At 34.8% G+C, this 26,670-nt stretch carries 22 protein-coding genes and 1 pseudogene; 15 read left to right on the forward strand and 8 right to left on the reverse strand.

The genetic code is table 11. The features are described from left to right. Nucleotides 1–7: 7 nt before the first annotated feature. The 6 genes from AMQ68_RS11730 to AMQ68_RS11755 all read right to left on the reverse strand — a co-directional run bounded on the left by AMQ68_RS11730 (nt 8) and on the right by AMQ68_RS11755 (nt 7,044). Nucleotides 8–2,707: an ATP-binding protein gene (locus tag AMQ68_RS11730; protein ID WP_054510826.1), complete on the reverse strand. Its 2,700-nt coding sequence runs from the start codon at nt 2,705–2,707 to the stop codon at nt 8–10. Further along, nucleotides 2,700–2,894, reverse strand: a complete 195-nt coding sequence (locus AMQ68_RS11735) for a hypothetical protein (protein WP_054510827.1) — start codon at nt 2,892–2,894, stop codon at nt 2,700–2,702. Before AMQ68_RS11735 ends, AMQ68_RS11730 begins: the two co-directional genes overlap by 8 nt. 73 nt (nt 2,895–2,967) lie before the next feature. Beyond that, nucleotides 2,968–3,195 carry a DUF6814 family protein gene (locus AMQ68_RS11740; protein WP_054510828.1) on the reverse strand — a complete coding sequence of 76 codons (228 nt, stop codon included), beginning with the start codon at nt 3,193–3,195 and terminating at the stop codon, nt 2,968–2,970. A 43-nt stretch (nt 3,196–3,238) separates the two neighbouring features. Beyond that, nucleotides 3,239–4,819: an MFS transporter gene (locus AMQ68_RS11745; RefSeq protein WP_054510829.1), complete on the reverse strand. Its 1,581-nt coding sequence runs from the start codon at nt 4,817–4,819 to the stop codon at nt 3,239–3,241. 247 nt (nt 4,820–5,066) lie between these two features. Then, entirely contained in the window at nt 5,067–6,446 is a 1,380-nt protein-coding gene (locus AMQ68_RS11750) for a hypothetical protein (RefSeq protein WP_054510830.1), read from the reverse strand. A gap of 181 nt (nt 6,447–6,627) precedes the next feature. Further along, on the reverse strand, nt 6,628–7,044 hold the full coding sequence (locus AMQ68_RS11755) for a helix-turn-helix domain-containing protein (protein WP_054511109.1): 417 nt from the start codon (nt 7,042–7,044) through the stop codon (nt 6,628–6,630). A gap of 158 nt (nt 7,045–7,202) precedes the next feature. On the opposite strand from AMQ68_RS11755, the gene AMQ68_RS11760 reads away from it, so the two are divergent. The 8 genes from AMQ68_RS11760 (at nt 7,203) to argH (ending at nt 16,158) form a co-directional block, all read left to right on the forward strand. After that, a complete protein-coding gene (locus AMQ68_RS11760; RefSeq protein WP_198408884.1) occupies nt 7,203–7,781 on the forward strand; it encodes a GNAT family N-acetyltransferase in 579 nt (192 codons plus the stop codon). After that, complete coding sequence (gene argG, locus AMQ68_RS11765) at nt 7,774–8,961, forward strand: argininosuccinate synthase (protein ID WP_054511110.1); 1,188 nt, start codon at nt 7,774–7,776, stop codon at nt 8,959–8,961. Before AMQ68_RS11760 ends, argG begins: the two co-directional genes overlap by 8 nt. A 240-nt stretch (nt 8,962–9,201) precedes the next feature. Then, the gene (gene argC / locus AMQ68_RS11770; protein ID WP_082384038.1) at nt 9,202–10,167 is read left to right on the forward strand and encodes an N-acetyl-gamma-glutamyl-phosphate reductase; all 966 of its coding nucleotides are present in this window, start codon (nt 9,202–9,204) and stop codon (nt 10,165–10,167) included. 188 nt (nt 10,168–10,355) lie between these two features. Beyond that, entirely contained in the window at nt 10,356–11,495 is a 1,140-nt protein-coding gene (locus AMQ68_RS11775; protein ID WP_054510832.1) for an aspartate aminotransferase family protein, read from the forward strand. 135 nt (nt 11,496–11,630) lie between these two features. Then, on the forward strand, nt 11,631–12,587 hold the full coding sequence (locus AMQ68_RS11780; RefSeq protein WP_054510833.1) for an N-acetylornithine carbamoyltransferase: 957 nt from the start codon (nt 11,631–11,633) through the stop codon (nt 12,585–12,587). A 54-nt stretch (nt 12,588–12,641) separates the two neighbouring features. Continuing rightward, nucleotides 12,642–13,436, forward strand: coding sequence for an acetylglutamate kinase (argB, locus tag AMQ68_RS11785; protein ID WP_054510834.1), 795 nt, complete (start codon nt 12,642–12,644; stop codon nt 13,434–13,436). Further along, entirely contained in the window at nt 13,411–14,493 is a 1,083-nt protein-coding gene (locus AMQ68_RS11790) for a M20 family metallo-hydrolase (RefSeq protein ID WP_054510835.1), read from the forward strand. Before argB ends, AMQ68_RS11790 begins: the two co-directional genes overlap by 26 nt. A 360-nt stretch (nt 14,494–14,853) precedes the next feature. Further along, a complete protein-coding gene (gene argH, locus AMQ68_RS11795) occupies nt 14,854–16,158 on the forward strand; it encodes an argininosuccinate lyase (protein WP_054510836.1) in 1,305 nt (434 codons plus the stop codon). 135 nt (nt 16,159–16,293) lie between these two features. On the opposite strand, the gene AMQ68_RS11800 is transcribed toward argH, so the two are convergent. Continuing rightward, nucleotides 16,294–16,755 (reverse strand): Lrp/AsnC family transcriptional regulator, encoded by a 462-nt coding sequence (locus AMQ68_RS11800; RefSeq protein ID WP_054510837.1) that lies wholly within the window; start codon nt 16,753–16,755, stop codon nt 16,294–16,296. A gap of 242 nt (nt 16,756–16,997) precedes the next feature. On the opposite strand from AMQ68_RS11800, the gene AMQ68_RS11805 reads away from it, so the two are divergent. From AMQ68_RS11805 to carB, 4 genes and pseudogenes are all read left to right on the forward strand, one after another. Further along, nucleotides 16,998–17,888, forward strand: a complete 891-nt coding sequence (locus tag AMQ68_RS11805; protein WP_054510838.1) for an aspartate carbamoyltransferase catalytic subunit — start codon at nt 16,998–17,000, stop codon at nt 17,886–17,888. Nucleotides 17,889–17,994: 106 nt separating this feature from the next. Then, on the forward strand, nt 17,995–19,080 hold the full coding sequence (locus tag AMQ68_RS11810) for a carbamoyl phosphate synthase small subunit (RefSeq protein WP_054510839.1): 1,086 nt from the start codon (nt 17,995–17,997) through the stop codon (nt 19,078–19,080). Nucleotides 19,081–19,107: 27 nt separating this feature from the next. Further along, nucleotides 19,108–19,554: an IS200/IS605 family transposase gene (gene tnpA / locus AMQ68_RS11815; RefSeq protein WP_054510840.1), complete on the forward strand. Its 447-nt coding sequence runs from the start codon at nt 19,108–19,110 to the stop codon at nt 19,552–19,554. 186 nt (nt 19,555–19,740) lie between these two features. Next, nucleotides 19,741–22,919, forward strand: a pseudogene (gene carB / locus AMQ68_RS11820) (carbamoyl-phosphate synthase large subunit). A gap of 368 nt (nt 22,920–23,287) precedes the next feature. On the opposite strand, the gene AMQ68_RS11825 reads toward carB, so the two are convergent. Continuing rightward, entirely contained in the window at nt 23,288–23,518 is a 231-nt protein-coding gene (locus AMQ68_RS11825) for a hypothetical protein (RefSeq protein WP_054510841.1), read from the reverse strand. 135 nt (nt 23,519–23,653) lie between these two features. Between AMQ68_RS11825 and AMQ68_RS11830 the strand changes: the two genes are divergently transcribed. The 3 genes from AMQ68_RS11830 (at nt 23,654) to AMQ68_RS11840 (ending at nt 26,602) form a co-directional block, all read left to right on the forward strand. Next, nucleotides 23,654–24,235, forward strand: a complete 582-nt coding sequence (locus AMQ68_RS11830; protein WP_054510842.1) for a hypothetical protein — start codon at nt 23,654–23,656, stop codon at nt 24,233–24,235. Nucleotides 24,236–24,387: 152 nt separating this feature from the next. Then, nucleotides 24,388–24,984 carry a GNAT family N-acetyltransferase gene (locus AMQ68_RS11835; RefSeq protein ID WP_054510843.1) on the forward strand — a complete coding sequence of 199 codons (597 nt, stop codon included), beginning with the start codon at nt 24,388–24,390 and terminating at the stop codon, nt 24,982–24,984. A 172-nt stretch (nt 24,985–25,156) separates the two neighbouring features. After that, nucleotides 25,157–26,602, forward strand: a complete 1,446-nt coding sequence (locus AMQ68_RS11840) for a serine hydrolase (RefSeq protein ID WP_082384041.1) — start codon at nt 25,157–25,159, stop codon at nt 26,600–26,602. The last annotated feature ends 68 nt before the right edge of the window (nt 26,603–26,670 follow it).

Raw genomic sequence — 26,670 nt, forward strand, 5'->3', positions numbered from 1 at the left:
TCGTGTTTTAATTATGTTCAACTTCATTTTTAATCTCTTTTATTTTTTCAGGAAGGGTGATGGTGAAAGTCACGCCCAGTCCGCTGTTTTCTGCTTTTATGGTTCCGCCTTGGGCTTGCACAATCTTCTTTGAAATCGCCAGTCCAAGTCCGCTTCCTATTGGTTTTAGGATATTTTGATTTTTAGATTGATAAAATTTATCAAAGATCATTTCCAGATCTTCTTCAGGAATTGTTTTTCCTGTGTTGAAAATTTTAATCATTAGTTCATTTTCCTTTTCAGATAATTTAGTTTGTATCGTTCCTTGGTTATCTGTAAATTTTAAAGCATTTCCTAAAATATTCTGAAATAACTGAATCATCCTTGCTTCATCATATTCAAATATAAATTGATTTAAAAGATTCACCTCACTTAAATGAATATTTTTCTGCTGAATTAAATGAAGAAGCGGATTTACAGATTTTTTATAGGTTTCAAGAATGTTATTTTGTTGAATATGGAGTGCAATTTCACCATGTTCCAATTTATCCAGATACAAAATATCGTTAATGATTTCACTTAATCTGTCTGATTCTGTGATGATGTTGTTTAAAAATTCTTTTTTGATGTCTAAAGGAATGTCGTCGTCATCGGCTAAAATTTCTCCGGCTGAACGAATCGCTGTAATCGGAGTTCTCAATTCATGGGCCACAGAATCAAGGAAGTCATCTTTTTGACGGTCTTTGATGATTAAGCTTTCATTCGCATTTTTCAGATCATCGGAAAGTTGTTTTAGTTCTTCTGATTTTTCTGTGAGTTTTTTATTTAAAGTAATATTTTCTTTAGATTCCTCTAAAATGTTTAAAACTTCCTTTAAAGATATTTTATCTTCTTGGGTTACGCCTTCAATTAAAATCTTTGCCGAAGCAGTACCAATTCTCCCTGCCAAAAGGTTTTCCGAAAATTTAATGAATCTTGAATCTGCAGTTTCAGTTTGGGAATCAATACTGTATTTTAAATTGAAAATTCTTAAGGCCTGTTCCGTTTTATTTTTACCTAAAAAACGTTCTAAAATATTTTTAATATCCGAAACATAGGCTGTTCCGCGCCAGATAAAAGCATTTTCGTGATTCTGAATGTATTTGTCAATATCAACGTACAATTCGGCGAAATTTCTTTCACGATAATTTCCTTTTACACTCACAGAAATAATGGTGAACAAAGCGGTATTCACAAGCATTGACCAAAAGAAAATCTGTGGAATTTTACTCAAAAAAGAAATGCTGAAAAAATCAAAAGCATTATACATTTCTCTTAAAACACCTTTTAATTCCTGATTATAAGAGAAGTAATATTGTGGAATTATTAATCCGAAATAACAAATTGCTAATCCTGCCAGCAATCCGATCACTGCGCCTTTGTACGTTCCTCTTCTCCAAAATAATGCTCCAAAAAATGCTGGCGCTAATTGTCCGATCACGACAAATGAAATTAAGCCAACAGAATCCAGCGAAGTTTTTAAAATAAAATACTTATAAAAACCAAACGCCATGATAATCAATGCGAAAATGCTGAATTTTCGAATGTTGGTAATATTTCTGGTATTCTGAACTTCATTTTCTGATTTAAATTTTCCCAGTAAACCGTAAGGAATAATCAAATTATTAGAAAGCATAATAGATAAAGTAATTGCAGAAATAATAATCATTGAAATACAAGAGCTTAATCCTCCAAGGAATACTAAAACGGTAATTAACGTATTATCAAAATGCTGCGGAATTAAAATAGAGTAGAACTCCGGATTAACGTTTTGTCCCTCAAAAATCAACCTTCCCCCCCAAGCGATCGGGAAGATAAAAATGGTGAAAATTAATAAGTACAACGGAAAAAACCAAATCGCAGTTTTGATGTGTTTTTCCTGTCTGTTTTCAACAATTGCGGTGTGAAATTGTCTCGGCAAAATACAGATTGCTGTTCCTGAAATCAAACAAAGGACCATCCAGTTCATGGCGCCTTCAATTCCGTTGAAGGTATTTTTTGCTTTAAAATCTTCAAACTTACTTGCTTTTTCATAAATGTCTGAGAATCCATCAAAAGCATAATAAATCACGAAAAGTCCTAAAATAATGATGAAAAAAAGTTTCAGAAAACTCTCCAAGGCAATTGCGGAAATTATTCCCAATCGTTTTTCTGAAGCATCCACATATTTTGTTCCGTAATACGATGAAAATAAAGCGATTAATATCACAACGAAAGTAGCATTGTCTGTCAGGATATTTTTAGACATAGGCGTTTCTGTTACCAAATGAAAAGTTTCAGAAATGGCTTTGATCTGTAAACCAATATAGGGAACAATTGCCAAAAGGCAGACGATGGTTATTATGGCGCTGAAACTCCTGCTATTCCCATATCTTAACGAAATGAAATCTGCTAAACTACTGATTTTATTAACTCTTGAAATTCTTACAATTCGGGTATTGATATAAATCCATGCAGGAATTACCATAATGGGCCCAATGTAAATGGGAAGGTAATTGAGTCCGCTTGTAGCCGCAACACCGATGCTTCCGTAGTAGGTCCAGGCCGTACAATATACTGCCAAAGACAATGCGTAGATGTAAGGATTGTTGATCCAGACTTTGCTTTTTTTCTTCTCTGCCAAATGAGCAACTAAGAATAAAAGCGCCAGGTAGATCAAAACAACGATAAATAATGCGAAACTACTCATCATATTTTTTTACGATTACAAAAGAGATAATAATGGAAATCATCCAGACCACGAACACGTAAATCAAGATCATCGGATAGCCAAAAACCTCCTTTTCGCTATTAAATAATAACGAAATAGGAATACTGAAGGCAATCAGGAGTCCGATGCTCAAGAGGATTAATTTTTGTTCGTGTCGTTTTTTCATAAATGATTATTAAAAAGATAATTGATGAATAGATGCTGTGATCATTCATCAATTATCATTCGTAATGTATAGGTTAGTTTTTTTCGTCAGAATATTCTCCGGTCAAAGAATAGTAGCCGAAAATTGCTAATCCGCCAGAGATAATTGGCATCAAAACAAATAGAATAATAATTCCGAATACCAGATCTTCCTGTTTTCCCGAGGTGATCTTTGGAATTCCCATAACTGTAATTCCGAAATATCCCACTACGAGAGCTGCCAGGATCCATATAATGCCAAATATTTTTTTTAGTGTGTCCATTTTAATAGTATTAAAATTAATAAAAAATTGAGTGATTCAATGCTTAATCGTGAATATTATTGTTCTTATTTCTAAGATATATCATTCCGATAATTAGACAGACTGCGGCAACTCCAATCGGATACCAAAGTCCCTGAAGGTACCATGTTGGATGTCCTGCATCTTTTCCGACAGTTACTAAATAGGTCGCAACGGCAGGAAGAAGTCCTCCAAACACCCCGTTTCCAATGTGATAAGGTAATGACATTGAGGTGTAACGGATTCTTATAGGGAACATTTCTACCAGGAAAGCGGCAATTGGACCATAAACCATCGTTACAAATATTACTTGAATGAATACCAAAAATACCAAATACCATTTTGTGTTGTCGGCCAATTTCACGGTTTGAGAAACTTTTGGTTCTTCGGCTTTTCCGTCTTTTATAACGGCTCCGCTTGGTGACCAATGTACGACACTGTCTTTTTTAATTAAAGTTCCGTCTGTGTACAATATTTCTTTATGGAAAGTTACAAGGCTGTCCGAGGCGATGTCTTTATGGATTTTAGCGCTTCTTTTTTCGGTAATTCCATTGGCTGCGATAGTTTTGGTTTCAAGGTTTACGCTTTTAAACATCGCATCATAAATTGGTCTGTAGGCTAAAATTGCGACTAGCATTCCAGTCATCATGATGGCTTTTCGTCCGATTTTATCAGATAACCAACCGAAAAATACAAAGAAAGGAGTTCCCATCAATAGGGCAGTTGCCATTAAAGAATCGACCTGTGAAGATTCTACGTTCATTACTTTTTGGAGGAAGCTCATGGCATAAAATTGTCCCGTGTACCAGATTACTCCTTGTCCCATTGCAGCTCCGAATAATGCCAATAAGACAAATTTGAAGTTGTATTTATTCCCGAAACTTTCTTTTAAAGGATTTTTTGAGGTTTTTCCTTCACTTTTAGCTTTGGCGAAAAGCGGAGATTCTTTCATATTTTTTCTGATGACGTAAGAAACTCCCACCATTAAAATAGAGATCCAGAAAGGAACTCTCCATCCCCAACCATCAAACTCTTCGGCAGAAAGGGTATTTTTAGTGATTAAAATAACAATTAATGAAATGAAAAGTCCTGCTGTTGCAGTCGTTTGAATCCAGGAAGTCCAATATCCTCTTCTGTGAGGTTGGGCATATTCTGCAACATAGGTTGCTGCACCTCCGTATTCTCCTCCTAAAGCTAAACCTTGTAATAATCTTAAAATTAAGACTAAAACAGGCGCAAGATATCCAATGGTTTCAAAACTCGGGATACATCCGATGAGGAAGGTTGAAAATCCCATAATTAATAAAGTGACCAAAAAGGTATATTTTCTTCCGATAATATCTCCTAACCTTCCAAAAAATAAAGCTCCAAAAGGTCTTACAACAAATCCGGCAGCAAAAGTGGCTAATGTAGATAAAAATGCTGCGGTAGGGTTGTCTGACGGGAAAAATTTCGTGGCTAAAACAACGGCCAAACTTCCAAAAATGTAGAAGTCATACCATTCTATCAATGTACCGAGTGATGAAGCAGTGATCACGCTCCAAATGGTGCGGTTTTTCTGCTTTTCGGTCATGTTTTCATAAGTATCGTGATGATTTTCGCTCATATTGCTTGAATTTTGATGTTAGTTAAAATTGATATTGAGTTTTTATAATTTATTTTTAATTGAACCGCAAAAGAGTCAAAAGATTAACACATTAATTATTTTTAAGTTTATGATTAAATCGCCATAAGAAGAACACGTGAGTTAAAAAAATCTTCTTGTATTGAGCGGAGTCGAAATATTATTCTTTTGTAATAAACTTTGTTTTCTAAATAGACGAATATCTTTTGTGGTTAAAATTTTCGAGTTTTTATAAATAAATTTGAAATTGTAGGATAAATTCTCCTTTGGATGATGGACTTTCTGTCGGGCTTGTATAAATAGGTCTCGTGGAATATTGTGTGGTAATTTTTGCATGATGACCATCAATAAACCAATTGGCTCCTACATCAAATTGTGAAGATGATTTTTCTAAAGCATCGAAACTTTTATGTGTATACGCTGCAAAAGGCTGAATTCTGATTTTTGGTTTTTCTGCCTGACTCGGTAAAAGCAAACCTGCCTGCGCGTAGATAATATTACCTGTTCCGATGGTGGGTTGTAGATTTCCTGGTCCTGCGATGGCTTTATCACCAATAAAATTGGGGTCGGAGGCAGCGATATTCATAATGCCTAAATTTCTGATGTAATTGGGACCGAATTGATAGTTGTAATAGCCTGCATAGGCAGAAACAGCCATTTTATTTTTAGCATTTCCCAAAGGAATGTCTGCGAAAGCATCTACTGCAACAAGTGTAATGTCGTGTTTTTCTATGGTTGAATTAACAGAAGTTCTTGTTCCATCCGCTTGATGATAGAAACCGGCGCCAATATTGAAAACCTTTTTTGTTCCAAGATAAGAGCCTACTTTAAAAGGAAGGGTGTTGGATTCTTCATCTAGAAACTGATATTCAACATATCCTGCTTTTGAAAAACTGGGATTTCCATTGTTGTCAACTGCTACGGCTTTTGTAGGATCCGTAACATTTACGGGAACTAAATCTGTGGCGAAAGGTTTGTTTAAACTAAAACGATATTCTAATTTTCCATATTTTCCTTTGGCGAACATTCCTAATTGTCTGGCAAACTGATCCGAATTATCAATTAAAGGCCATGAAAAAATAGGGGAGTCAACGGTCAGGAAATTCAATGTGGAAGCCATGGTCATACGGGATAATCCCATATAATAATGAAGTCCCGCCCCTAAAGATAAACTGAATTTTCCCGATTCTCCAGGTAAAATAACGGCGTATTCATTCCAGGCATCATGAAAAAATAGTTGAGGTTTTTTGCCGTTTCCATAACCTCCCGTTCCGGAAGTTCCCGAGCCGCCACCGTTGATGAAAGTTTGATTATTGATTCCGAAATGGGCAAGAATCATATATCTTTTGGAAATCTGAGCGTACGCTAAAACCCGTAATCGCCTGTTTCCAAAGCTCCAGGAATTGTCAGTGGGTTCTCCACCAACCATGCTTCCAGGATTCATTTGGGTATTTCTTAGCCAAAATTGATCCCATAAGATAAACCTAACGTATTTGTCACCTTGCGGATTGAGGCTTAATTTAAGTCCGCTACCGTAGTCAGGTGAACCTTGTGAGTATAAAGAATTACTGATTAGAGCTAATCCAATAAATGTGAGTATTTTCTTCATAAATTATCAATTTTTTGGCGTTAATTTTGTGAAAGCCAAATTGTAATTAATAATTTGTTTACGAAAATTTAATATATATTAGTGGTAATAGTATAGCTAGTTGTAAATTTATATTTTAAAATACAATAATTATTGTGATGGTAAAATTTGTAATTTGCTTATTTGCAATTGAATATAAGTGTTATTTTTTAAACCTTTCCCATTTTATCAACATGTATTTATCAGCAAATTGAGTGATAATAATCCCTGAGTTTTTAAGATTATCTTCCTGAGCGATATATTCAATCAATTCATTTTGCTTTAAAATTTTATAAACCGGATGGAATTCAGAATGGGGTGGTCTTGTGATATTATATTTTTTGATCCACGAACTTATCGTGACATGGGAAACGCCTATAATTCTTTCTATTTCACGGAAACTTAAGCCTTCAAGGTATAACTGAAGGGCTTTTGTTACATAGTAATCATCTATTCTTTTGCCTAGTTTTTTAACTGTAAAATAGTAATTACAGTCTTTACAATGGAATCTCTGTTTCTCATTAACAATTCCACTTTTTACTGTTTTATTGCTGTTGCATTTAGGGCAGTTGCTTTCCATGTATAGTATTTTAGCAAATGTATAATAATTTAGCAAAATAATATTTTTCAATAAAGATAATTTTACCTGTGTATTCTGTTTAAACAAAAATAATATCTTTTTTATTTGCTTTTTAAAGTTATTATGTTTTAAATTTGTCAAAAAATTCAGATAAATAAATGGAAATACAAATTTCCTCATGCGAACATTTAATGTATGTGAGTGAAATACAGCAGGAAATGTATGATTCTGCACAGCGAAGAGGGACGGGCATCGCAAAACGTTCCATAGAATATTTAAGTAAAAAGATTTCAGATGGTAATGCTGTAATAGCCACTGAAAACGGTGAATGGGTGGGGTTCTGTTATATAGAAACCTGGTCACATGGTCAGTTTGTGGCCAACTCAGGGTTGATTGTTTCTCCCAATTTTAGAAATAGAGGAGTCGCGACTTTAATAAAGAATAAAGTCTTTCAATTATCCAGAGATAAATATCCAACAGCAAAAATATTTGGTCTTACAACAGGTCTTGCGGTAATGAAAATTAACAGTGACTTGGGATATAAACCCGTTATATATTCTGAATTAACACAAGATGAAGAATTTTGGAGCGGTTGTAAGAATTGTGTGAACTATGAAATTTTAATGAAAAAGGAACGTAAAAACTGTCTTTGTACAGCAATGCTTTTTGTTCCTGGAAATGATAAAATAAATGAGGTTGGAAACAAACAACCTGAAAATAAAAAGAATAATGAGTAAGAAAGTAATCTTAGCGTTTAGCGGAGGTCTAGACACCTCTTACTGTGCTAAATATCTTAGTGAAACATTAGGATATGAAGTGTATGCAGTAACTGTAAATACCGGAGGCTTTTCTAAAGAAGAGGAAAAAGAATTGGAGAAAAAAGCCTTTAATCTTGGAGTTAAAGAATACAGGTGCGTTGATGCTCAGGAAGATTATTATAATTCTTGCGTAAAGTATTTGATCTTTGGTAATGTGTTGAAAAATAACACTTATCCTTTATCTGTAAGTGCTGAACGTACGATCCAAGCGCAGGAAATAGCAAAATATGCCATTGAAATGGGGGTGGATGCGATTGCTCACGGAAGCACAGGTGCTGGAAACGATCAGGTTCGTTTTGATTTAATTTTTCAGGTGATGTGTCCGAACGTGGAAATTATTACTCCAATTCGTGATATGGCACTTTCTCGTGAAGAAGAGATTGAATTTTTGAAAGGCCACGGTTATGAAATGGAATTCCATAAAGCACAATATTCAGTGAATAAAGGACTTTGGGGAACTTCGGTAGGAGGAAAAGAAACACTGACTTCAAGAAATTATTTACCCGAAGAAGCTTTTCCTTCACAAATTAAAGTAACACAGCCTTCAGAATTGGAAATTGAATTTAAAAAAGGTGAAGTTGTAGCGGTAAATGGAGAAAGTTTTGAACATTCCGTATATGCTATTCAGAAAATTGAAGAATTAGCTTCTGCCTATGGGATCGGTCGCGATATTCATGTTGGAGATACCATTGTTGGTATTAAAGGAAGAGTAGGATTTGAAGCTGCTGCGGCATCGGTGATTATTAAGGCGCATCATTTATTAGAAAAACATACGCTTTCAAAATATCAACAGATGATGAAGTCTCAACTCTCAGACTGGTACGGAAACTGGCTTCATGAAGCACTTTTCTTAGATCCTGTGATGAGAAATATTGAGTCCTTCTTAATTGATTCTCAAGAAACAGTAAGTGGAAAAGTATTTGTAACCCTTTATCCTTATCGATTTATTTTAAACGGAATTGAATCTAAGCATGATTTAATGTCTGATAAATTCGGAAGTTATGGTGAGGCAAACAGAGCATGGACAGGAGAAGATGTGAAAGGATATACAAAGATCTTGAGCAATTCCTTAAATATATATCATCAGATAAATAAATGAGATTTGGGCAGCTTTATCCGCCTTCCGCTCCCAATCTTTTGTTCGTCGTTCCTTCTCACAAAAGGATTTCTGCTCAAGTCGGGCTGCGAAATATTGGATAATCAATGAACCCGAAGGGTTCAACAATAATAGCCATAGGTGAAACCTATGGAGGGAGAAGGAGAGATAAATTGGACGGAGAACAAACCTAAAAGGTTCAATAATAATAGCCGCAGGTGAAATCTGTGGAAATCAATAAAAATGAAAAAAAAAATCGGAATAATCGGCGCCAACGGTTACACAGGAAGCGAATTGGTACGCCTGTTGGCTTTTCATCCCAATGTGTCTTTGAGTTTTTTATATAGTCGTTCTAATTCGGGGACAAAAATTTCAGATTTGTACCCGGATTTAGCGACGGTTTGTGAAATGGTTTTAACAGATAAACCAGAAGAAGTAGATGTTGTTTTTCTATGCCTTCCTCACAAAGAAAGTCAAAATTGGTTGGCTCAAAATGCGGTAAAAGCGGAAACGTTGGTAATCGATTTAGGAAATGATTTTCGTTTAGATGGGAATTTTGAAAACAGAAATTTTATTTACGGTTTACCGGAAATCAATAAAAAAAATATTTTAGGAGCGAAAAGTATTGCAAATCCGGGATGTTTCGCAACGGCGATTCAATTGGCTTTGCTTCCATTAGCTGAAAAAGGGTTGTTGAATGAAGTGTACACCACAGGAATCACAGGTTCAACGGGTGCGGGTCAGTCTTTACAGGCAACGACGCATTTTACCTGGAGGAATGATAATATTTCAGCCTATAAAACTTTGACCCATCAGCATGTAGATGAGATTCTACAGCAGTTAGTTTCTTTTAATAGTAATGAGATCAGTCTAAATTTTGTTCCATGGAGAGGAGATTTTGCAAGAGGAATTTTTACGAGTTCCACGGTGAAAACAGATTTAGAACTTTCAGATATTAATCAATTGTATCAGGATTTTTATGCAGATGAACCTTTTGTAAAGGTAAGTGATAAAGCAATTGATTTAAAACAAGTTGTCAATACGAATCGCTGTGTGATTCATATAGAAAAGAGTGGAAATGTTGCGGTTATTCATTCAGCGATTGACAATTTGCTAAAAGGTGCTTCCGGACAGGCGGTTCAAAATATGAATATTGCAATGGGTTGGGAAGAGAATTTAGGATTAAATTTAAAACCAATTGCATTTTAAAACGGACAATAATCCGACCTAGGAAAATGGAGCGTTAAGAAAAATATTTTTTAGCGAACGTTTCCAGTCTTGAACTTTTGTTTCTTTTGTTTGACTACGTAGAATCTTCGATTTCAAGACAAAAGAAAATATAATAAAAATGAAGTTGCAAAACCAGCAACTATCAACCAACAACAATCAACAAGAAGATGAATTTATTCAACGTATATCCATTATTTAACATCAATCCGGTAAAAGCTCAGGGTTCATTTCTTTGGGACGATAAAGGACAAAAATATCTTGATTTTTACGGAGGTCACGCAGTAATTTCTATCGGGCATAACCATCCGCATTATCAAACTCAACTAAAAGAGCAGTTAGATAAAATATCTTTTTATTCAAATTCTGTTCAGAACGAGTTACAAACTGAATTAGCAGATAAATTAGGAAAGCTTTCAGGCTTGGAAGATTACAATCTATTTTTGTGTAATTCAGGAGCTGAAGCGAACGAAAATGCCTTAAAGCTTGCTTCTTTCCACAATGGAAAAAGTAAAGTACTTTATTTTTCCGGTTCATTTCATGGGAGAACTTCTGCGGCAGTTTCTGTAACCGATAATCCTAAAATCGTAGCTCCCGTTAATTATTCTGAAAGATTCATTAAATCTGGATGGAATGATATTGAACAATTGGAGGCAGTTTTTGAAGCACAGGGAAATGATATTTCATCAGTAATTATTGAAGGAATTCAAGGAGTTGGTGGGATTATGATTCCTACAGTTGAATTTTTAACTAAAATTAAAGAACTGTGTGAAAAACATAATACAGTTTTGATTTTAGATGAGGTTCAATCAGGATATGGAAGAAGCGGATATTTCTTTGCGTACCAGGAATTTGGTATTGAAGCAGATATTGTTACAACAGCAAAAGGAATGGGAAATGGTTTTCCTGTTGGTGGTGTTTTAATTCATCCAAAATTTCAGGCAAGCAATGGTTTGCTAGGAACAACTTTTGGTGGAAATCACTTAGCTTGTGTGGCAGCAATTGCAGTTCTGGATGTAATGAAAGATGAAAATCTTATTGAAAATGCTCAGAAAATGGGCGAATATATTGAAAATGAAATTAAAGATTTTCCACATATTAAATCTATCCGAAGGAAAGGTTTGATGATTGGGATTGAACTTGATAGGGATTGCTCAGAAGTGAGGAGTAACCTATTATACAATCATCATATTTTCACAGGAAATTCTAATGATAAAGCTGTGTTGAGAATTCTTCCGGCATTGAACATTGGAAAAGAAGAAACCGATCTTTTTATTACTGCTTTGAAAGCGGTTTTAGAAGAAATCTAAGTTGTGAAAATAAATACTTTCTGTCATTCTGAACGAAACAACGTGTAGTGAAGAATCTGTTTTTATAAATAGAGATTCTTCCTTCGTCAGAATGGCAAAATAGATAAGATAAAAAATCTTTAAAATCAATTCAAAATGAAAAAATTCACCTCTGTAAGTGATATTGAAAACTTACAGGAAATCATAAAAAAAGCTTTACAAATTAAAGAAAATCCTCTTTCGGAAACCGAGAAAGGAAAAGGAAAAACAATCGGACTTGTCTTTTTAAATTCAAGTTTAAGAACCCGTTTAAGCAGTCAGATTGCAGCGCAAAATTTAGGATTAAATGTTTTAACGTTAAATGCAGCGCAAGAAGCCTGGAATCTGGAATTTGCCGATGGAGCGGTAATGAATGGCGATACGGTTGAGCATATTAAAGATGCGATTGAAGTGTTGAATCAATATTGTGACATCATCGCAGTTCGTTGTTTTGCAGGAATGAAAAGCAAGGAAGATGATGTTAATGAAAGTATTTTGAGTCAGTTTGAACAGCATGCAAAAGTTCCGGTTATATCTCTGGAGTCTGCAACGCGTCACCCTTTGCAAAGTTTGGCAGATTGTATTACGATTACCGAAAACTGGAAGGAAGAACGCAAACCCAAAGTAGTGCTTACTTGGGCGCCTCACATCAAACCGATTGCCCATGCGGTAGGGAATTCTTTCGCAGAATGGATGCAGGAGATGGATGTTGAGTTGGTCATCGCTAATCCCGAAGGGTATGATTTAGATAAAAAATTCACGAAGGATGTAAAAGTAGTTCATAATCAGGATGAAGCGTTGAAAGATGCAGATTTTGTATATGTGAAAAACTGGTCGTCTTTTGATGATTATGCTGCAATGCCTGATGTAAAAGAAAACTGGATGCTGACGAACGAAAAACTAGCCAATACCAATCAAGGAAAAGTGATGCACTGTCTTCCGGTTCGTCGTAATGTAGAATTGAGTGATGAGGTAATGGATGGTGGAAATTCTATCATTTATCAACAGGCAAAAAACCGAATTTTCTCTGCACAAGCAGTATTCAGTGAAATTTTGGATGAATTAAATTCTTAATAACGGAAATCCTTAGATCCTTGATAAGGATTGTAAATCTCAAAAGCGTTTACAATGAAACAAAAAATATACATCATAAAAATAGGAGGTGCTCTGATTGACGATGAGAAATTGTTGAATGAATTTTTAGAACAGTTTTCGGAGATCAGTGAGAAGAAAATTTTGGTTCATGGCGGCGGAAAATTAGCAACAACATTGGCTGATAAGTTGGGGGTTGAACAAAAAATGATCAACGGAAGAAGAATTACAGATAAAGATACGTTAGATATTGTAGCGATGGTTTATGCGGGAAGTATCAATAAAAATATTGTCGCGAAACTTCAGCAGAAAAATTGTAATGCAATTGGTTTTTCAGGAGCTGACGGAAATATTATTCAGGCTAAGAAAAGAAATCATCCCGAAATTGATTTTGGGTTTGTAGGAGATATTGAGAAAGAAAGTATTAATGAAAAACTTCTTTCAGAATTTATTAATTTAGATTTGATTCCTGTTTTTTCTGCCATTACGCACGATAAAAAAGGTAATCTTCTCAATACCAATGCAGATACCATTGCGTCAGTAATCGCTCAGGCTTTGTCCGGTATTTATGATGTAGAATTGTTGTACTGTTTTGATAAAGAAGGAGTTTTAGGAGATGTTGAAGATCCAAAATCAGTAATACCAAGTGTTTCAGAAGATGAGTTTTCTGTTTTAAAAAGAGAAGGAAAGCTTCATAAAGGGATTTTGCCAAAATTAGAAAATGCTTTGGCTGCTGTAAAAAATAATGTAAATAAGGTGTTCTTAATTAAAGAAACCCAATTAAAAAATCATATAGAAAATCATCATGCAGGAACTGAAATTTATTTATAGTAAAGAAGAGTTGCTCAGCAATGCGGTTGAATTATTAAAGAAACTGATTGAGACTCCTTCATTCAGCAAAGATGAATTTAATACGTCTGTAGAAATTGAAAACTTTTTCAAAAAGAATCATATTCCTACTAAACGTTTTAAAAATAACATTTGGGCGGTGAACAAAAATTTCGATGCTTCCAAACCTTCAGTTTTATTGAATACACATCATGATACAGTAAAACCTAATAAAGCATACACTTTGGATCCTTTTTTACCGATTGAAAAAGATGGGAAGCTGTTTGGATTGGGAAGTAATGATGCCGGAGCTTCTTTGGTTTCTATGGCGCAGGTTTTTTTACATTTTTATGGGAAAGAAGATTTACAATATAATTTAGTTATTGCCTTGACGGCTGAGGAGGAGATTTCAGGTTTTGATGGAATTGAAGCTTTATTTCCCCAACTACCAACTATCGGGTTTGCCATTGTAGGAGAACCAACGCAGATGAATTTGGCAATCGCGGAAAAAGGACTTTTAGTTATCGATGGGGAAATGAAAGGTACTCCTTCTCATGCCGCTCACCCGAATAATGATAATTCGATTATGAAATGCATGGACGATTTACAACAAATTTTAAGCTTTAAATTTCCAAAAGTTTCGGATTATTTGGGTGAAGTTAAAGTTACGTTGTCTGGAATTCATGCCGGTGTTCAGCATAATGTAGTTCCTGAATCATGTACTTTCACTCTGGATGTTAGGGTTACGGATGAATATTCCAATGAAGAGGCGTTTGAAATCATTCAATCTCAGATGAAATCAACTTTAACAGCGAGATCTTTCAGGTTGAATTCTTCCAAAATAGAAATGGAACATCCGTTTGTACAGGCGGGGCTTGAAATCGGGAGAACAAGCTATGGTTCGCCAACTTCATCCGATCAGGCAATTATTCCGTGTACATCTGTGAAAATGGGTCCTGGGGACAGTAGGCGCTCTCACACTGCGGATGAATACATCTATATTGATGAAATAAAAGAAGGAATTGATGTTTACATCCAGATTTTAGAAAAAGTTTTATAAGTTGAAAGTAGGAAGCGGAATGATGGAGGTTTTGTAGTTGATTATTCGCTTTCAGCTTTCAATTAAAAATATATAAAAAGATAGAATGGAGCTTTAATGTTGGAGTTTTTTACGGTTAGTAATTAGCTTCTAGCCTCCAGTTTCAAACTTCTATCTCAAAGATTTGATTTTAGTTAGTTTTTTACTGTTTTAACTACACTCAGCAGGCAATGAAGTTTGGATATTTTTAATAAAGATTTATGCAAAAATTGAATTAAAAATGAAAGACTTTTAACATGTGGAAATGTTTAAAGCTTGTACAAAATAATAAGGATGTCCTGCTGGGTGATTAAAACAAACTAAATTTTTAAATAAAAAAATATGAAAAAGATATGGCAGAAGGATAACCTTGCCACCAATATATTAGTCAACAAATTTACAGTCGGGAAAGATCTTGATTTTGATGAGCGTTTAGCGAAATACGATGTTAAAGGTTCCATGGCACATTGTAAAATGTTGGCAGAAGTTGGAATTATTTCCAATGAAGAATCAAAGCAGATGCTATCTGTTTTGGAAGAGATTTTAGAAGATATCGAGAACGGAACTTTTGAAATAGATAAACAGGCAGAGGATATTCACTCTCAGGTAGAGTCTATTTTGATTGAAAAGTTAGGCGATACAGGAAAGAAAATTCATACGGCAAGATCAAGAAATGATCAGGTTTTATTGGATATTAAATTATATTTGTTGGATGAGATTCGTGAGATTACGTCTTTAACAAATGAGTTTTTTCAAATTTTAATCAAGCTGGCAGATCAGCATAAAAATGTTTTACTTCCCGGATATACGCATTTGCAGATTGCAATGCCTTCATCGTTTGGATTGTGGCTTGGAGCTTATGCAGAAGCCTTGTTAGATGATGTTGAAATGTTATTTTCGGTGAAGAATATCATTAATAAAAATCCTTTAGGTTCAGCTGCGGGATATGGTTCTTCTTTTCCGATTGATCGTGAAAGTACGACATACCATTTAGGTTTTCAATCGATGAATTATAATTCGGTGTATGCTCAAATGACGCGTGGAAAGTCGGAAAAAATGTTGTCGATGGCGATGGCAACCTTAGCGGGAACGTTGGGGAAATTTGCCTATGATGTTTGTTTATATCTAAGTCAGAACTTTAATTTTATAAGTTTTCCAAAGGAATTTACGACAGGAAGCAGCATTATGCCTCACAAGAAAAATCCTGACATTTTTGAATTGGTAAGAGCTCGATGTAATCGAATTCAGTCATTACCGAATGAATTGATTTTATTGACGAATAATCTTCCGTCTGGCTATCACCGAGATGTACAGTTGACGAAAGAAATTTTGTTCCCTGCGATTGATTCTCTAAAAGAATGTCTTGAGATTTTGAGTTATACATTGCCTAACATTGAGGTGAGAGATGGTATTTTGGAGGATGAAAAGTATAAGTATCTTTTCAGTGTAGAGAAGATCAATGAAGAGGTGAAAAATGGAAGTTCATTCCGTGATGCTTATGTAAAAGTAGGGCAGGAGATTGAAAATAATGAGTTTGATTTTGAAATAGGAAACCTAAACCATACCCATCTGGGAAGTATAGGGAATCTCTGCTTAGATAAAATAGAATATCAGTTTAATAAACTGAAAAACAAGTTATTGGGTTGAAAATTTTCATGTGATGCTTCGACTTCTTTTAGCATGACACCGTTACAAATGAATCGCTAATAAAAAAAGTTAGTATTAGAAATGTCATGCTGAGCGAAGTCGAAGTGTCTTTAATTTATTAGCAACAGGTTTGATTTACCCTAAATCAATCTTAAACTTAGTTGATTTTTTAACCTCGTGAAGAACGATTGAGCTGTGATATTGTCCGATATTAGGTATGTTTGAAATAATATTGACGGCGAATTCATTATAAGAATTAATATCCTTTGCAATGATTTTAAGCATATAATCGTATTCACCTGAAAGACTGATGATCTCTTGAACTTCATCATGTTTTTCAATGTTTTTCTCAAAGGTTTCAAGCACTTTCTGTGACTGTTCCTTGAGGCGGACATTGCAATACACGACAATATTTAAGCCTAGTTTTTCACGGTTTAAAAGACCGACATATTTCTCAATAATCCCTTGTTTTTCCAGCTGTTTGATTCGTTCATACGTAGGAGTAAAGGTAAGACCTATTTTTTCGGAAATTTCTTTCACAGAAAAAGTAGAGTCTTCCTGAATAATACTGAGAATCATTTTGTCTTTAGCATCCATAGAATCAATTTGAGATGTAACAAAAATATTAAGAAAAAATGGAAATAAATAATACTTAAGGTTTTTAATTTTTTTAGGCTTTTAGTTTTGTCAATTCGTCAGAATACTATATCTTTGCACCTAATGAATAAAAAAGTATTTATATCATTAGAATTACCGGGCGACAACGCCCTTTACGATATTTATTGTTATTAAGCGAAGATTTTTGTCTTCGCTTTTTTTATGTAAAAAATTAAGATATTATGTTTACAATTACAGAACTAAGTACCGAGAGAATCAGCAGTATACTTGCAGAAGCTCTTGCTTTTGCCAATGGAAAAACTGCTAAAATTGAAGGAGAAGTTTTTTGCTCAAATCTCTTTTTTGAAGACAGTACAAGAACAAAAACGAGCTTTGATGTTGCCGAAAGAAAACTAGGTTTACAGGTGGTTCCTTTCGATGCTTCCCACAGTTCTGTAAACAAAGGTGAAAGTTTATACGACACCATAAAAACAATTGAAAGTATAGGGGTAAACTTAGTGGTGGTAAGAGATAAGAAAGACCGTTATTTTGATGAACTCAACGAGATCAAGATTCCCGTAATTAATGGAGGAGACGGAAGAGGAAATCACCCTTCACAATGTATGCTGGATTTGATGACAATTTATCAGGAATTCGGAAAGTTTGAAGGATTGAAAGTAGGAATCGTGGGAGATGTAAAACACAGCCGAGTGGCCAATTCAAATGCAGAAGCATTAAGAAGACTAGGGGCTAAAGTATATTTCTCAGGACCGGAAGATTGGTTTGATGAGGGAGCTTTAATCAACGGAACGTACTTGTCTGTAGATGAAATGATAAAAGATGTTGACGTTTTAATGTTATTAAGAATTCAACATGAAAGACATGATGCGAAAATGAGTTTCTCAGCTTCAGATTACCATAGAAAATATGGTTTGACGAAAGAAAGAGAACAAGCGATGAAAAAAGAAGCTATCATTATGCATCCTGCGCCAATTAACAGAGGGGTGGAGATTGATACAGATTTAGTAGAATGTGAACGTTCAAGGATATTCAAGCAAATGCAGAATGGAGTTTTTGCGAGAATGGCAATCCTTAAAGAATCTTTGGAAGCACAAGGATATACATTTAAATAAAAAGAACAAAGTTAAAAGCTATATAAGCCTCGAAGGGGCGAAATATTAATAGCCATGGATGAAATCCATGGTAAAGAAAGTATAAAAAGAAAATCTAAATAAAAAAATGAAGAAAAAATTAATACTGGAGTCCGGTGAAGTATTTCATGGAGAAGGTTTCGGAGCAGAATTGGAAACTGCAGGAGAGGTGGTTTTCAATACAGGAATGACAGGTTATCAGGAATTGATTTCTGATCCTTCATACTGCGGTCAGATTGTTTGCATGACGTATCCGCTTATCGGAAACTATGGGATTAATAGAGATGACTATGAGAGTATCGAGCCTGCTATTAAAGGTCTTATTGTAAAGGAAGTTTGCGATTTACCGTCTAATTTCCGTACGCAAATGACGTTGGATGAGTTATTCAAAAAGAAAAACCTTTCAGGAATTTCAGGAATTGATACAAGAAGATTGACAAGAATTCTTCGTAATTATGGTGTGGTGAAAGGAAAAATCGTTAATGATGATACGGATGAAAATTCAGTAATTAGCGAATTAAAATCAACAACTTTCCCAACCAATCAAGTAGAAATGGTTTCTACAAAAACACCTTATGCAAACCCGGGAAGAGGTTTCAAGGTTGTCTTGGTAGATTTTGGTTCTAAATTAGGAATTATCAGAGAGCTGTCTCAAAGAAACTGCGACATCATTGTAGTTTCGCAAGATACAACAGCAGAAGAGATTTTATTAATGGATCCGGATGGGATTATGCTTTCAAACGGTCCTGGTGACCCTGAAGACAATCAGCATGCATTAGAAATGATCCGTGGGTTACTAGGGAAAGTTCCAATCTTCGGAATTTGTTTAGGACATCAATTAATAGGTTTGGCTTGTGGCGCAAAAACGTTCAAGTTAAAATTCGGTCACAGAGGAGGAAATCACCCGGTGTTAGATTTAGAGAAAAATAAAGTGGCGATCACTTCTCAAAATCATGGGTATGCAGTAGATCAGGAAAGTTTAAAAGGAACAGACCTAATCGAAACACACATTGCATTAAATGACAGAACCAACGAAGGATTGAAACACAAAATTCACCCTTGTTTCTCAGTTCAGTATCACCCGGAAGCAAGCCCAGGTCCTGAAGATGCAAATTATTTATTTGATGATTTCATTCACTTAATGGAAGATTTTAAGAATAAGAAGAATCAATAGATTACAAGATTGTTTAAATAGATAAAAATGTCAACTTTTCGCCAAATATATTATCAGATTGTATTTAGTACGAAGCACAGAAAACCTGTGCTAAATATGGAGAATGAAGATCAATTATATAAATACATTTGGGGAATTGTTAAAAATAAAAAGTGTACACTTTATAGGATTAATGGAATGCCGGATCATATTCATTTATTTACAGATTTACATCCATCAGTTTCCTTAAGCAGTTTTGTAAAAGACATAAAGGTTTCAAGTAACTTGTGGATAAAACAAAGCGGATTATTTCCTGATTTTGAAGAATGGCAAAATGGTTATGGTGCATTTACTTATTCGGAAAGAGAAAAAGATATGATCATTAATTATATTAAAAACCAAAAAGAACATCATGAAAATGAATCTTTTGAGATTGAATATAAAAATTTGCTACAATCTAATGGAGTTGAATTTGATGAAAAATATCTGTGGTAAATACTATTCAACCCATTTCATGGGTTGTGTGAAATATGATTTAACTATCAAATCCATAGGTTTCACCTACGGCTATTGAAATTCAGCCACTTCGTGGCTGCCCAACAAAAATATGAATCAGAACCATGAAATGGTTCAATAATAATAGCCACGGATGAAATCCATGGAATAATAAAAAAAGAAAAAATGAAAAGAAACGATATAAAAACAATTTTAGTAATCGGTTCAGGACCTATCATCATTGGTCAGGCAGCAGAATTTGATTACGCAGGAACGCAGGCTTGTTTGTCTTTGAGAGAAGAAGGCTACAAGGTTATTTTGATCAACTCAAACCCTGCAACGATTATGACGGATGTGGAGATTGCGGATAAAGTATATATCGAGCCGATCTCTCTTCAGTTTGTAAGTCATATCATCAGAAAAGAGCGTCCAGATGCACTTTTACCAACTCTTGGTGGACAAACAGGGTTGAACATGGCGGTAGAATTGGAGAAATCAGGAATTCTTGAAGAATGTAAGGTTGAGGTGTTGGGAACGACGCTTTCTGCCATCAACAGAGCGGAAGACAGAGATTTGTTCCGTGAATTGATGAGAGAGTTGAACGAACCGGTTCCTGAGTCTGATATCGTAACGACCGTACAGGGAGCAATTGATTTCGCAAATGAAATTGGTTATCCGGTAATTGTTCGTCCTGCCTTCACGATGGGGGAACAGGAGGTGGAATTGCTGCTACTGAAGCTGAATTAAAGGAAATTGCAGAATTAGGATTAAAATACAGCCCGGTTACGCAGTGTCTTATCGAAAGATCAATTGCAGGTTTCAAGGAAATTGAATACGAAGTAATGCGTGATGCAAACGACAACGCGATTGTAGTTTGTAACATGGAAAATATAGATCCTGTTGGGGTTCACACAGGAGATTCTATTGTTGTGGCGCCTTCTCAGACGCTTTCAGACAGAGAATACCAGTTATTGAGAAATGCTTCTCTAAAAATCATCAGAGCACTGGGAATTGAAGGAGGATGTAACGTACAGTTGGCTTTAGATCCGCATTCATTTGAATATTATATCATCGAAGTTAACCCGAGAGTTTCTCGTTCATCAGCTTTAGCATCAAAAGCAACGGGATATCCGATCGCTAAGATTGCTGCTAAAATCGCGGTGGGATTAACGTTAGATGAAATCATGAATCCTGTTACCGGTAAAACATACGCTTGTTTTGAACCAGCTTTGGATTACGTGGTTACGAAGTTCCCAAGATTCCCATTCGATAAATTCGAAACAGCGGACAGAAGATTGTCTACTCAGATGAAAGCAACGGGAGAAGTAATGGCCATCGGAAGAAACTTCGAAGAGTCTTTACAGAAAGCAGTTCGCTCGTTGGAAACAGGATTGAGACATTTAGGCTTAAAAACAAAACAGGCGGCAGCACTTACAGATGAAGATATCGAAAGAAGAATCAGAGTTTGTGATGACGAAAGATTGTTTATCATCTGTGATGCTTTAAGAAGAGGGTACGACTGGGAACAAATCGTAGAATGGAGTAAGATTGATAAATTCTTCATCTGGAAATTAAAGAAATTAGTTGATTTCGAAAAAGTAATTGCTGAACATAAATTCGACAAAGAAATTTTAATTAAAGCTAAAAAATTAGGTTTCTCAGATCAGAATATCGCTCACTTATGGGAGTCTAAACAAAGAGAAGTATATAACTTCAGAAAAGAAAATGGGGTAGTACCGGTTTACAAAATGGTAGATACGTGTGCTGCAGAATTTGAAAGTGAAACACCTTATTTCTACGGAACTTACGAAGAAGAAAATGAAAGTGTAGTTTCAGATAAACAAAAAGTAATTGTTTTAGGTTCAGGACCTATCAGAATTGGTCAGGGAGTTGAGTTTGATTATGCTACGGTACACTCGGTTTGGGCAATCAAAGAATTGGGTTACGAAGCAATTATCATCAATAATAACCCGGAAACAGTTTCTACAGATTTCTCTATCTCAGATAAATTATACTTCGAACCGTTGACGGAAGAAGATGTAATGAGCATCATTGATCTTGAAAAACCAATGGGAGTTGTGGTTCAGTTCGGAGGTCAGACAGCAATTAACTTGGCAGATAAATTGGCAAGCTATGGAGTGAAAATCTTAGGAACTTCACTGGAAGATCTTGACAGAGCTGAAAACAGAGATAAGTTTGAAAAAGCACTTCAGGAAATGGGGATTCCTCAGCCTTTAGGAAAAACATCAACTTCAAAAGAAGAAGCGATAAAAATTGCCAACGAAATCGGATATCCGGTATTGGTTCGCCCGAGCTACGTGCTAGGAGGTAGAGCCATGGAAATTGTGTACACAGAAAGCGAATTGGCGCATTATATGGAGTTTGCGGTAGAAGCAAGCCCGGATCAACCCGTTTTAGTAGACCGTTATATCACAGGAAAAGAGGTTGAAGTAGATGCAATCTGCGACGGTGAAACGGTAGTGATTCCAGGAATTATGGAGCACATCGAAAGAGCCGGAGTTCACTCAGGAGACTCAATTGCAGTGTATCCACCACAAAATGTTACTCAGGCAGAACTGGATATTTTAGTAGATTATACTGAAAGACTAGCTAAAGGTTTAAATGTGATTGGATTAATGAATATCCAATATGTTTTACTTGATGGGAATGTTTATGTGATCGAAGTAAATCCACGTTCATCAAGAACGGTTCCTTTCTTATCTAAAATCACGGAAGTTCCAATGGCAAATCTAGCGACAAAAGCTATTTTGGGTCAAAAACTGAAAGACTTAGGATACAAAAACGGATTGGTTCCGAACAAAGAAGGAGTCTTTGTAAAAGTTCCTGTATTCTCTTTCTCTAAACTAACGAAAGTTGATATCTCTCTAGGACCAGAAATGAAGTCTACAGGAGAGGTTATGGGGAAAGATACGACTTTGGAAAAAGCTCTTTACAAAGGATTGATTGCAGCAGGAAGAAAAGTTCCGATGCACGGTTCAATCTTATTTACGGTAGCAGACAAACACAAGCAGGAAGCAGCTGATTTAGCAGCAAGATTCCATGAAGTTGGTTTCAGAATCTGGGCAACGGAAGGAACGGCTAAATTCTTTGCTGAACAAGGAATTCCTTGTAAAATAGGATACAAAATTGGAGAAGAAAGTGTAAATCTGATCGATTTAATCCAAAAAGGAAAAGTACAATATGTTGTAAACACCATGACGAAAGGAAAACAAGTTGAAAGAGACGGTTTCCAAATCAGAAGAATGAGTGTTGAAAACGGTGTTCCTTGTTTAACATCAATGGATACGGTTGAAGCCATCTTAAAAGTTATCGAGAGCATGACTTTCAAAATGGAGACGATGTAGTTTCGAAACTAAAATATAAATTTAATCCTCGTAAGTTTTCTTGCGAGGATTTTTGTTTGGTGAAAATTGAATCATTGGGAATAATATAAATAGCTATCACCGATTCTTAAAAATAGATCTTAATTTTTAAGGTGTGTTTTGTTTTTACGACATAGGAAAATGTAGCGTTAAAAAAATTAATTCTATGAACGTTAAGAAAATTCTATTGTTTGAAGCGCGAGACAAATGTTAACCGAAGAACAGATGTTGAATTCGCGCAAGTTTTAGAATTTTTAGAGAATAGATTTAATTTTTAGCGAAAGTTTCCAAGTCTTGAATTTTTGTTTCTTTTGTTTCAAGACAAAAGAATTTGATGAAAAAAATAGAAATTATATCCCATATTTTGAACTCATTTCATTGAGAAAGGTATCAATTTCAGAGTGTTGATTATAAGACCTCTGTTTAATTTTATTTAGACTTTCTTTTTGTTCTTCAGAAAGTTTAAATTCATTGCTCTTATCTTCTAAGATGCCGTCAATATAATCTAAAACCCTTTCTAAGGTGCTTTGGGGAGTATCTTTGAGTATTTCATTAATGTTTTTTAAAGTAACAGATTCCATCTCTTTTTGTTTTAAACAAATTTATAAAATATGTATTATTCCAAATTAAATAATGTCATCAAAAAGACAGTATGAAACTATAGTTGAACTTTTCATAACTTTAGAGCCAGTACTTTTCCTACTATCAAAAACTATATGAAAACCAAATTGTTACTATTTTTTATATTCATTTTTATAACATGCTCAAGTCAATCTATAGCTGATGTTCATAAAATTGATACAGATTTGATTATTACCAAAATTATTGAAAGTAATAGAGCCAAAGTTCTAAAGAATGATACTGATAAAATTGTGCGACAATTAAAAGAAACGGAAATGTCTTTAACAGATGCAACCCCTAAACAATTTGAAAGATTATTTGTTTCATTGGGAGCTGATGGGATGCCAAATTTTAAATTAAAGAAAATAATTACGAAAGACGATTATGAATATTTTTTATTGCAATCTCAGAATACTGATCCAACAGAAATTAGTGATGCTTTAAAAAAGAAATATAATTTTGATTTGCTAGAAAATATCTTGCGTGACAGAGAGAAAGAGAAACGGTATGAATATTATCAATTTACAAAACCTTACTTCTCAAAAGACCATCAAAAAGCATATATTGAAGTAGAGTATTATTCTGCCGGAATATATGGTGATGGGATGGCATATATTTTGGAAAAAATTAATGGCGAGTGGGTAATCGTAAGAGGATTGAACTTATGGATTACATAAGGAGAAATTTTTCTCCAAGATCATTGATAATATCTAGACCATTAAAATAAGAGTTATTAAAAGTGTAACCCTAATTATTTTTGAAATTGTGGCCGTATTTTTTTTCAAATTTTAAATAATTTCGTTCTCTGAAAATTAAAATATAAATAGAAATGTGGTTTAAAGAAATTATTTTAGAGACGGATCGTGTAAAACTTGTTCCGATCAGTGAAACTCATAAAAATGATCTTATTGCGGCTTCGGAAGACGGAGATTTATCAGACCTTTGGTTTACTTCAATTCCAAAAAAAGATGATTTTGACAGTTATATAGCCAAGGCAATTGATGATTTTAAACAAGATAAAGGACTAGCCTTTGTGGTGATTGATAAAAAAAATAATAAAATTATCGGGACAACCAGATATATCAATGCTACCCCGGAACACAGAAGATTGGAAATAGGATTTACCTGGTACGCAAAATCTTATCAGAAGACATATGTGAATACAGAATGTAAATTATTGTTACTTACCCATGCATTTGAAGTCCTAAAAGCTGTTGCGGTAGAATTCAGAACAAATTGGTACAATTTCCAATCGAGGAATGCTATTGCGAGATTGGGGGCAAAGCAGGATGGCGTTCTTCGAAACCACCAAATCATGTCGGATGGTTCTTTGCGTGATACGGTAGTTTTTTCAATTCTTGAAAGTGAGTGGTTGGCGTGTAAATGTTCTCTATATTACAAAATAGACCAGATGAACAAAATTTAAATTTAAATAATCAATAGTAAAATACGAATCCTTTCTTGCAATCATAGCAAAGAGGATTTTTTTTTTGGAGTTAAGTTTCCTTTAATGGCTTAGAATGTAAAATCGTAATTACTTTAAAAAGAAAACCATGTAAGAAAGTTCCTGTTTCAATTGTCTTATAATAAAATTAAGCATGAAATTCAGGTTACCATTCATCGCAATACTTTTTTCTGTGTATTGTTTATCTCAGAATATAGTGTCAAATGTTGATGCTGTTGTCAACACCGAAATGAAAGAAAGGAAAATTCCCGGAATGCAGATCGCAGTTGTTCAAAATGGAAAAATTGTTTTAAATAAATCATATGGTGTCGCCAATATCCAGAATAATCTTCCGGTAAAAAACACTTCGGTTTTCCCGATCAATTCTACGACAAAAGTATTTACGGCGGTGGCGGTGATGCAATTGTTAGAGCAAGGAAAGATAGGTTTAAGCGATTCAATTTCTAAGTATTTAGAAAACTTGCCGTCTGAATGGCAAAAAATTACTGTAGAACAGTTGATGACTCATATTTCTGGCCTTCCTGATATTCTAAGTGTTCTTGATCCGGCAACAGGAAGTCTTGGAGCAATGAGAACAGAGAATGCGATGTGGGAGAAGATTAAATTATCGCCTTTGAATTTTAAAACAGGAGAACAGTCGAGTTACAATCAAACCAATTATTATTTATTAGGAAAAATTATTGAAAAAGTAAGTGGTGATTCGTTTGTCAATTTCGTTACCCAAAATCAATTCAATAGGGTAGGAATGAAAAATACGCAGTTTGGGGATTCTAGAACGGTGATCCCGAATTATTCACCTACCTATCGTTTCAGAAAAAATCTTGATGGGCGCCCACTGAAAGAGGAAATGCTTTTTAATGATTATTATGAGTTTCCTGATTTTACTTTTCCGGGTGCAGGGCTTAATTGTACGTCTGAAGATTTTGCCAACTGGATCATTGCTTTGCAAAACAATAAATTATTTCAGAAATCATCTACATTACAAACTATGTGGTCACCCATTAAGCTTAATAATGGAACGGCAACAAGCTGGACACGCGGCTGGGGAATTGCCAAGTTTCGGGAACACCATACAGCAATTGGAATGTCAGGAGGAAGCCGATCTGTGTTTTTAATTTATCCGGACGATAATTTAGCAGTGGTCGTACTTACCAATTTAGCGGGAAGTTATCCTGAAGATTTTATTGAGGAAATTGCAGGCTGTTATAATGCGGAAATCATCAAAGCGGATCCTTTAACTTATCTTAGAAAAAATCTGAAGAAAATCGGATTTGATAAAGCCATTGATTTTGTGAAAAATGAAAAAAAACAAAACCCAAAATGGAGTATTCAGGAGGATGAACTTAATAATTGGGCTTACCGAATGTTAGCCAAAAATCAATTGAATGAAGCTTCTGAAATTTTTAAACTGAATGTCTTTCTGTTTCCTGACAGTTGGAATGCTTATGACAGTTATGGTGAAATATTACTGAAAATGAACAACAAAACGAAAGCAATAGAAATGTATAAAAAATCAATCCAATTAAACCCTTCTAATGAAAATGGGAAAAAGGTTTTGCTGGATATTAGCGGAGCGTAAATTTTCCCTATACCATAATAAGATATATTCTTGGTTGAAAATGCTCGTGTTAAAAAGTAAGAATGCAT

The organism is Chryseobacterium sp. ERMR1:04 (assembly GCF_001297705.1).
In the GTDB taxonomy this organism is placed as follows: Bacteria; Bacteroidota; Bacteroidia; order Flavobacteriales; family Weeksellaceae; genus Chryseobacterium.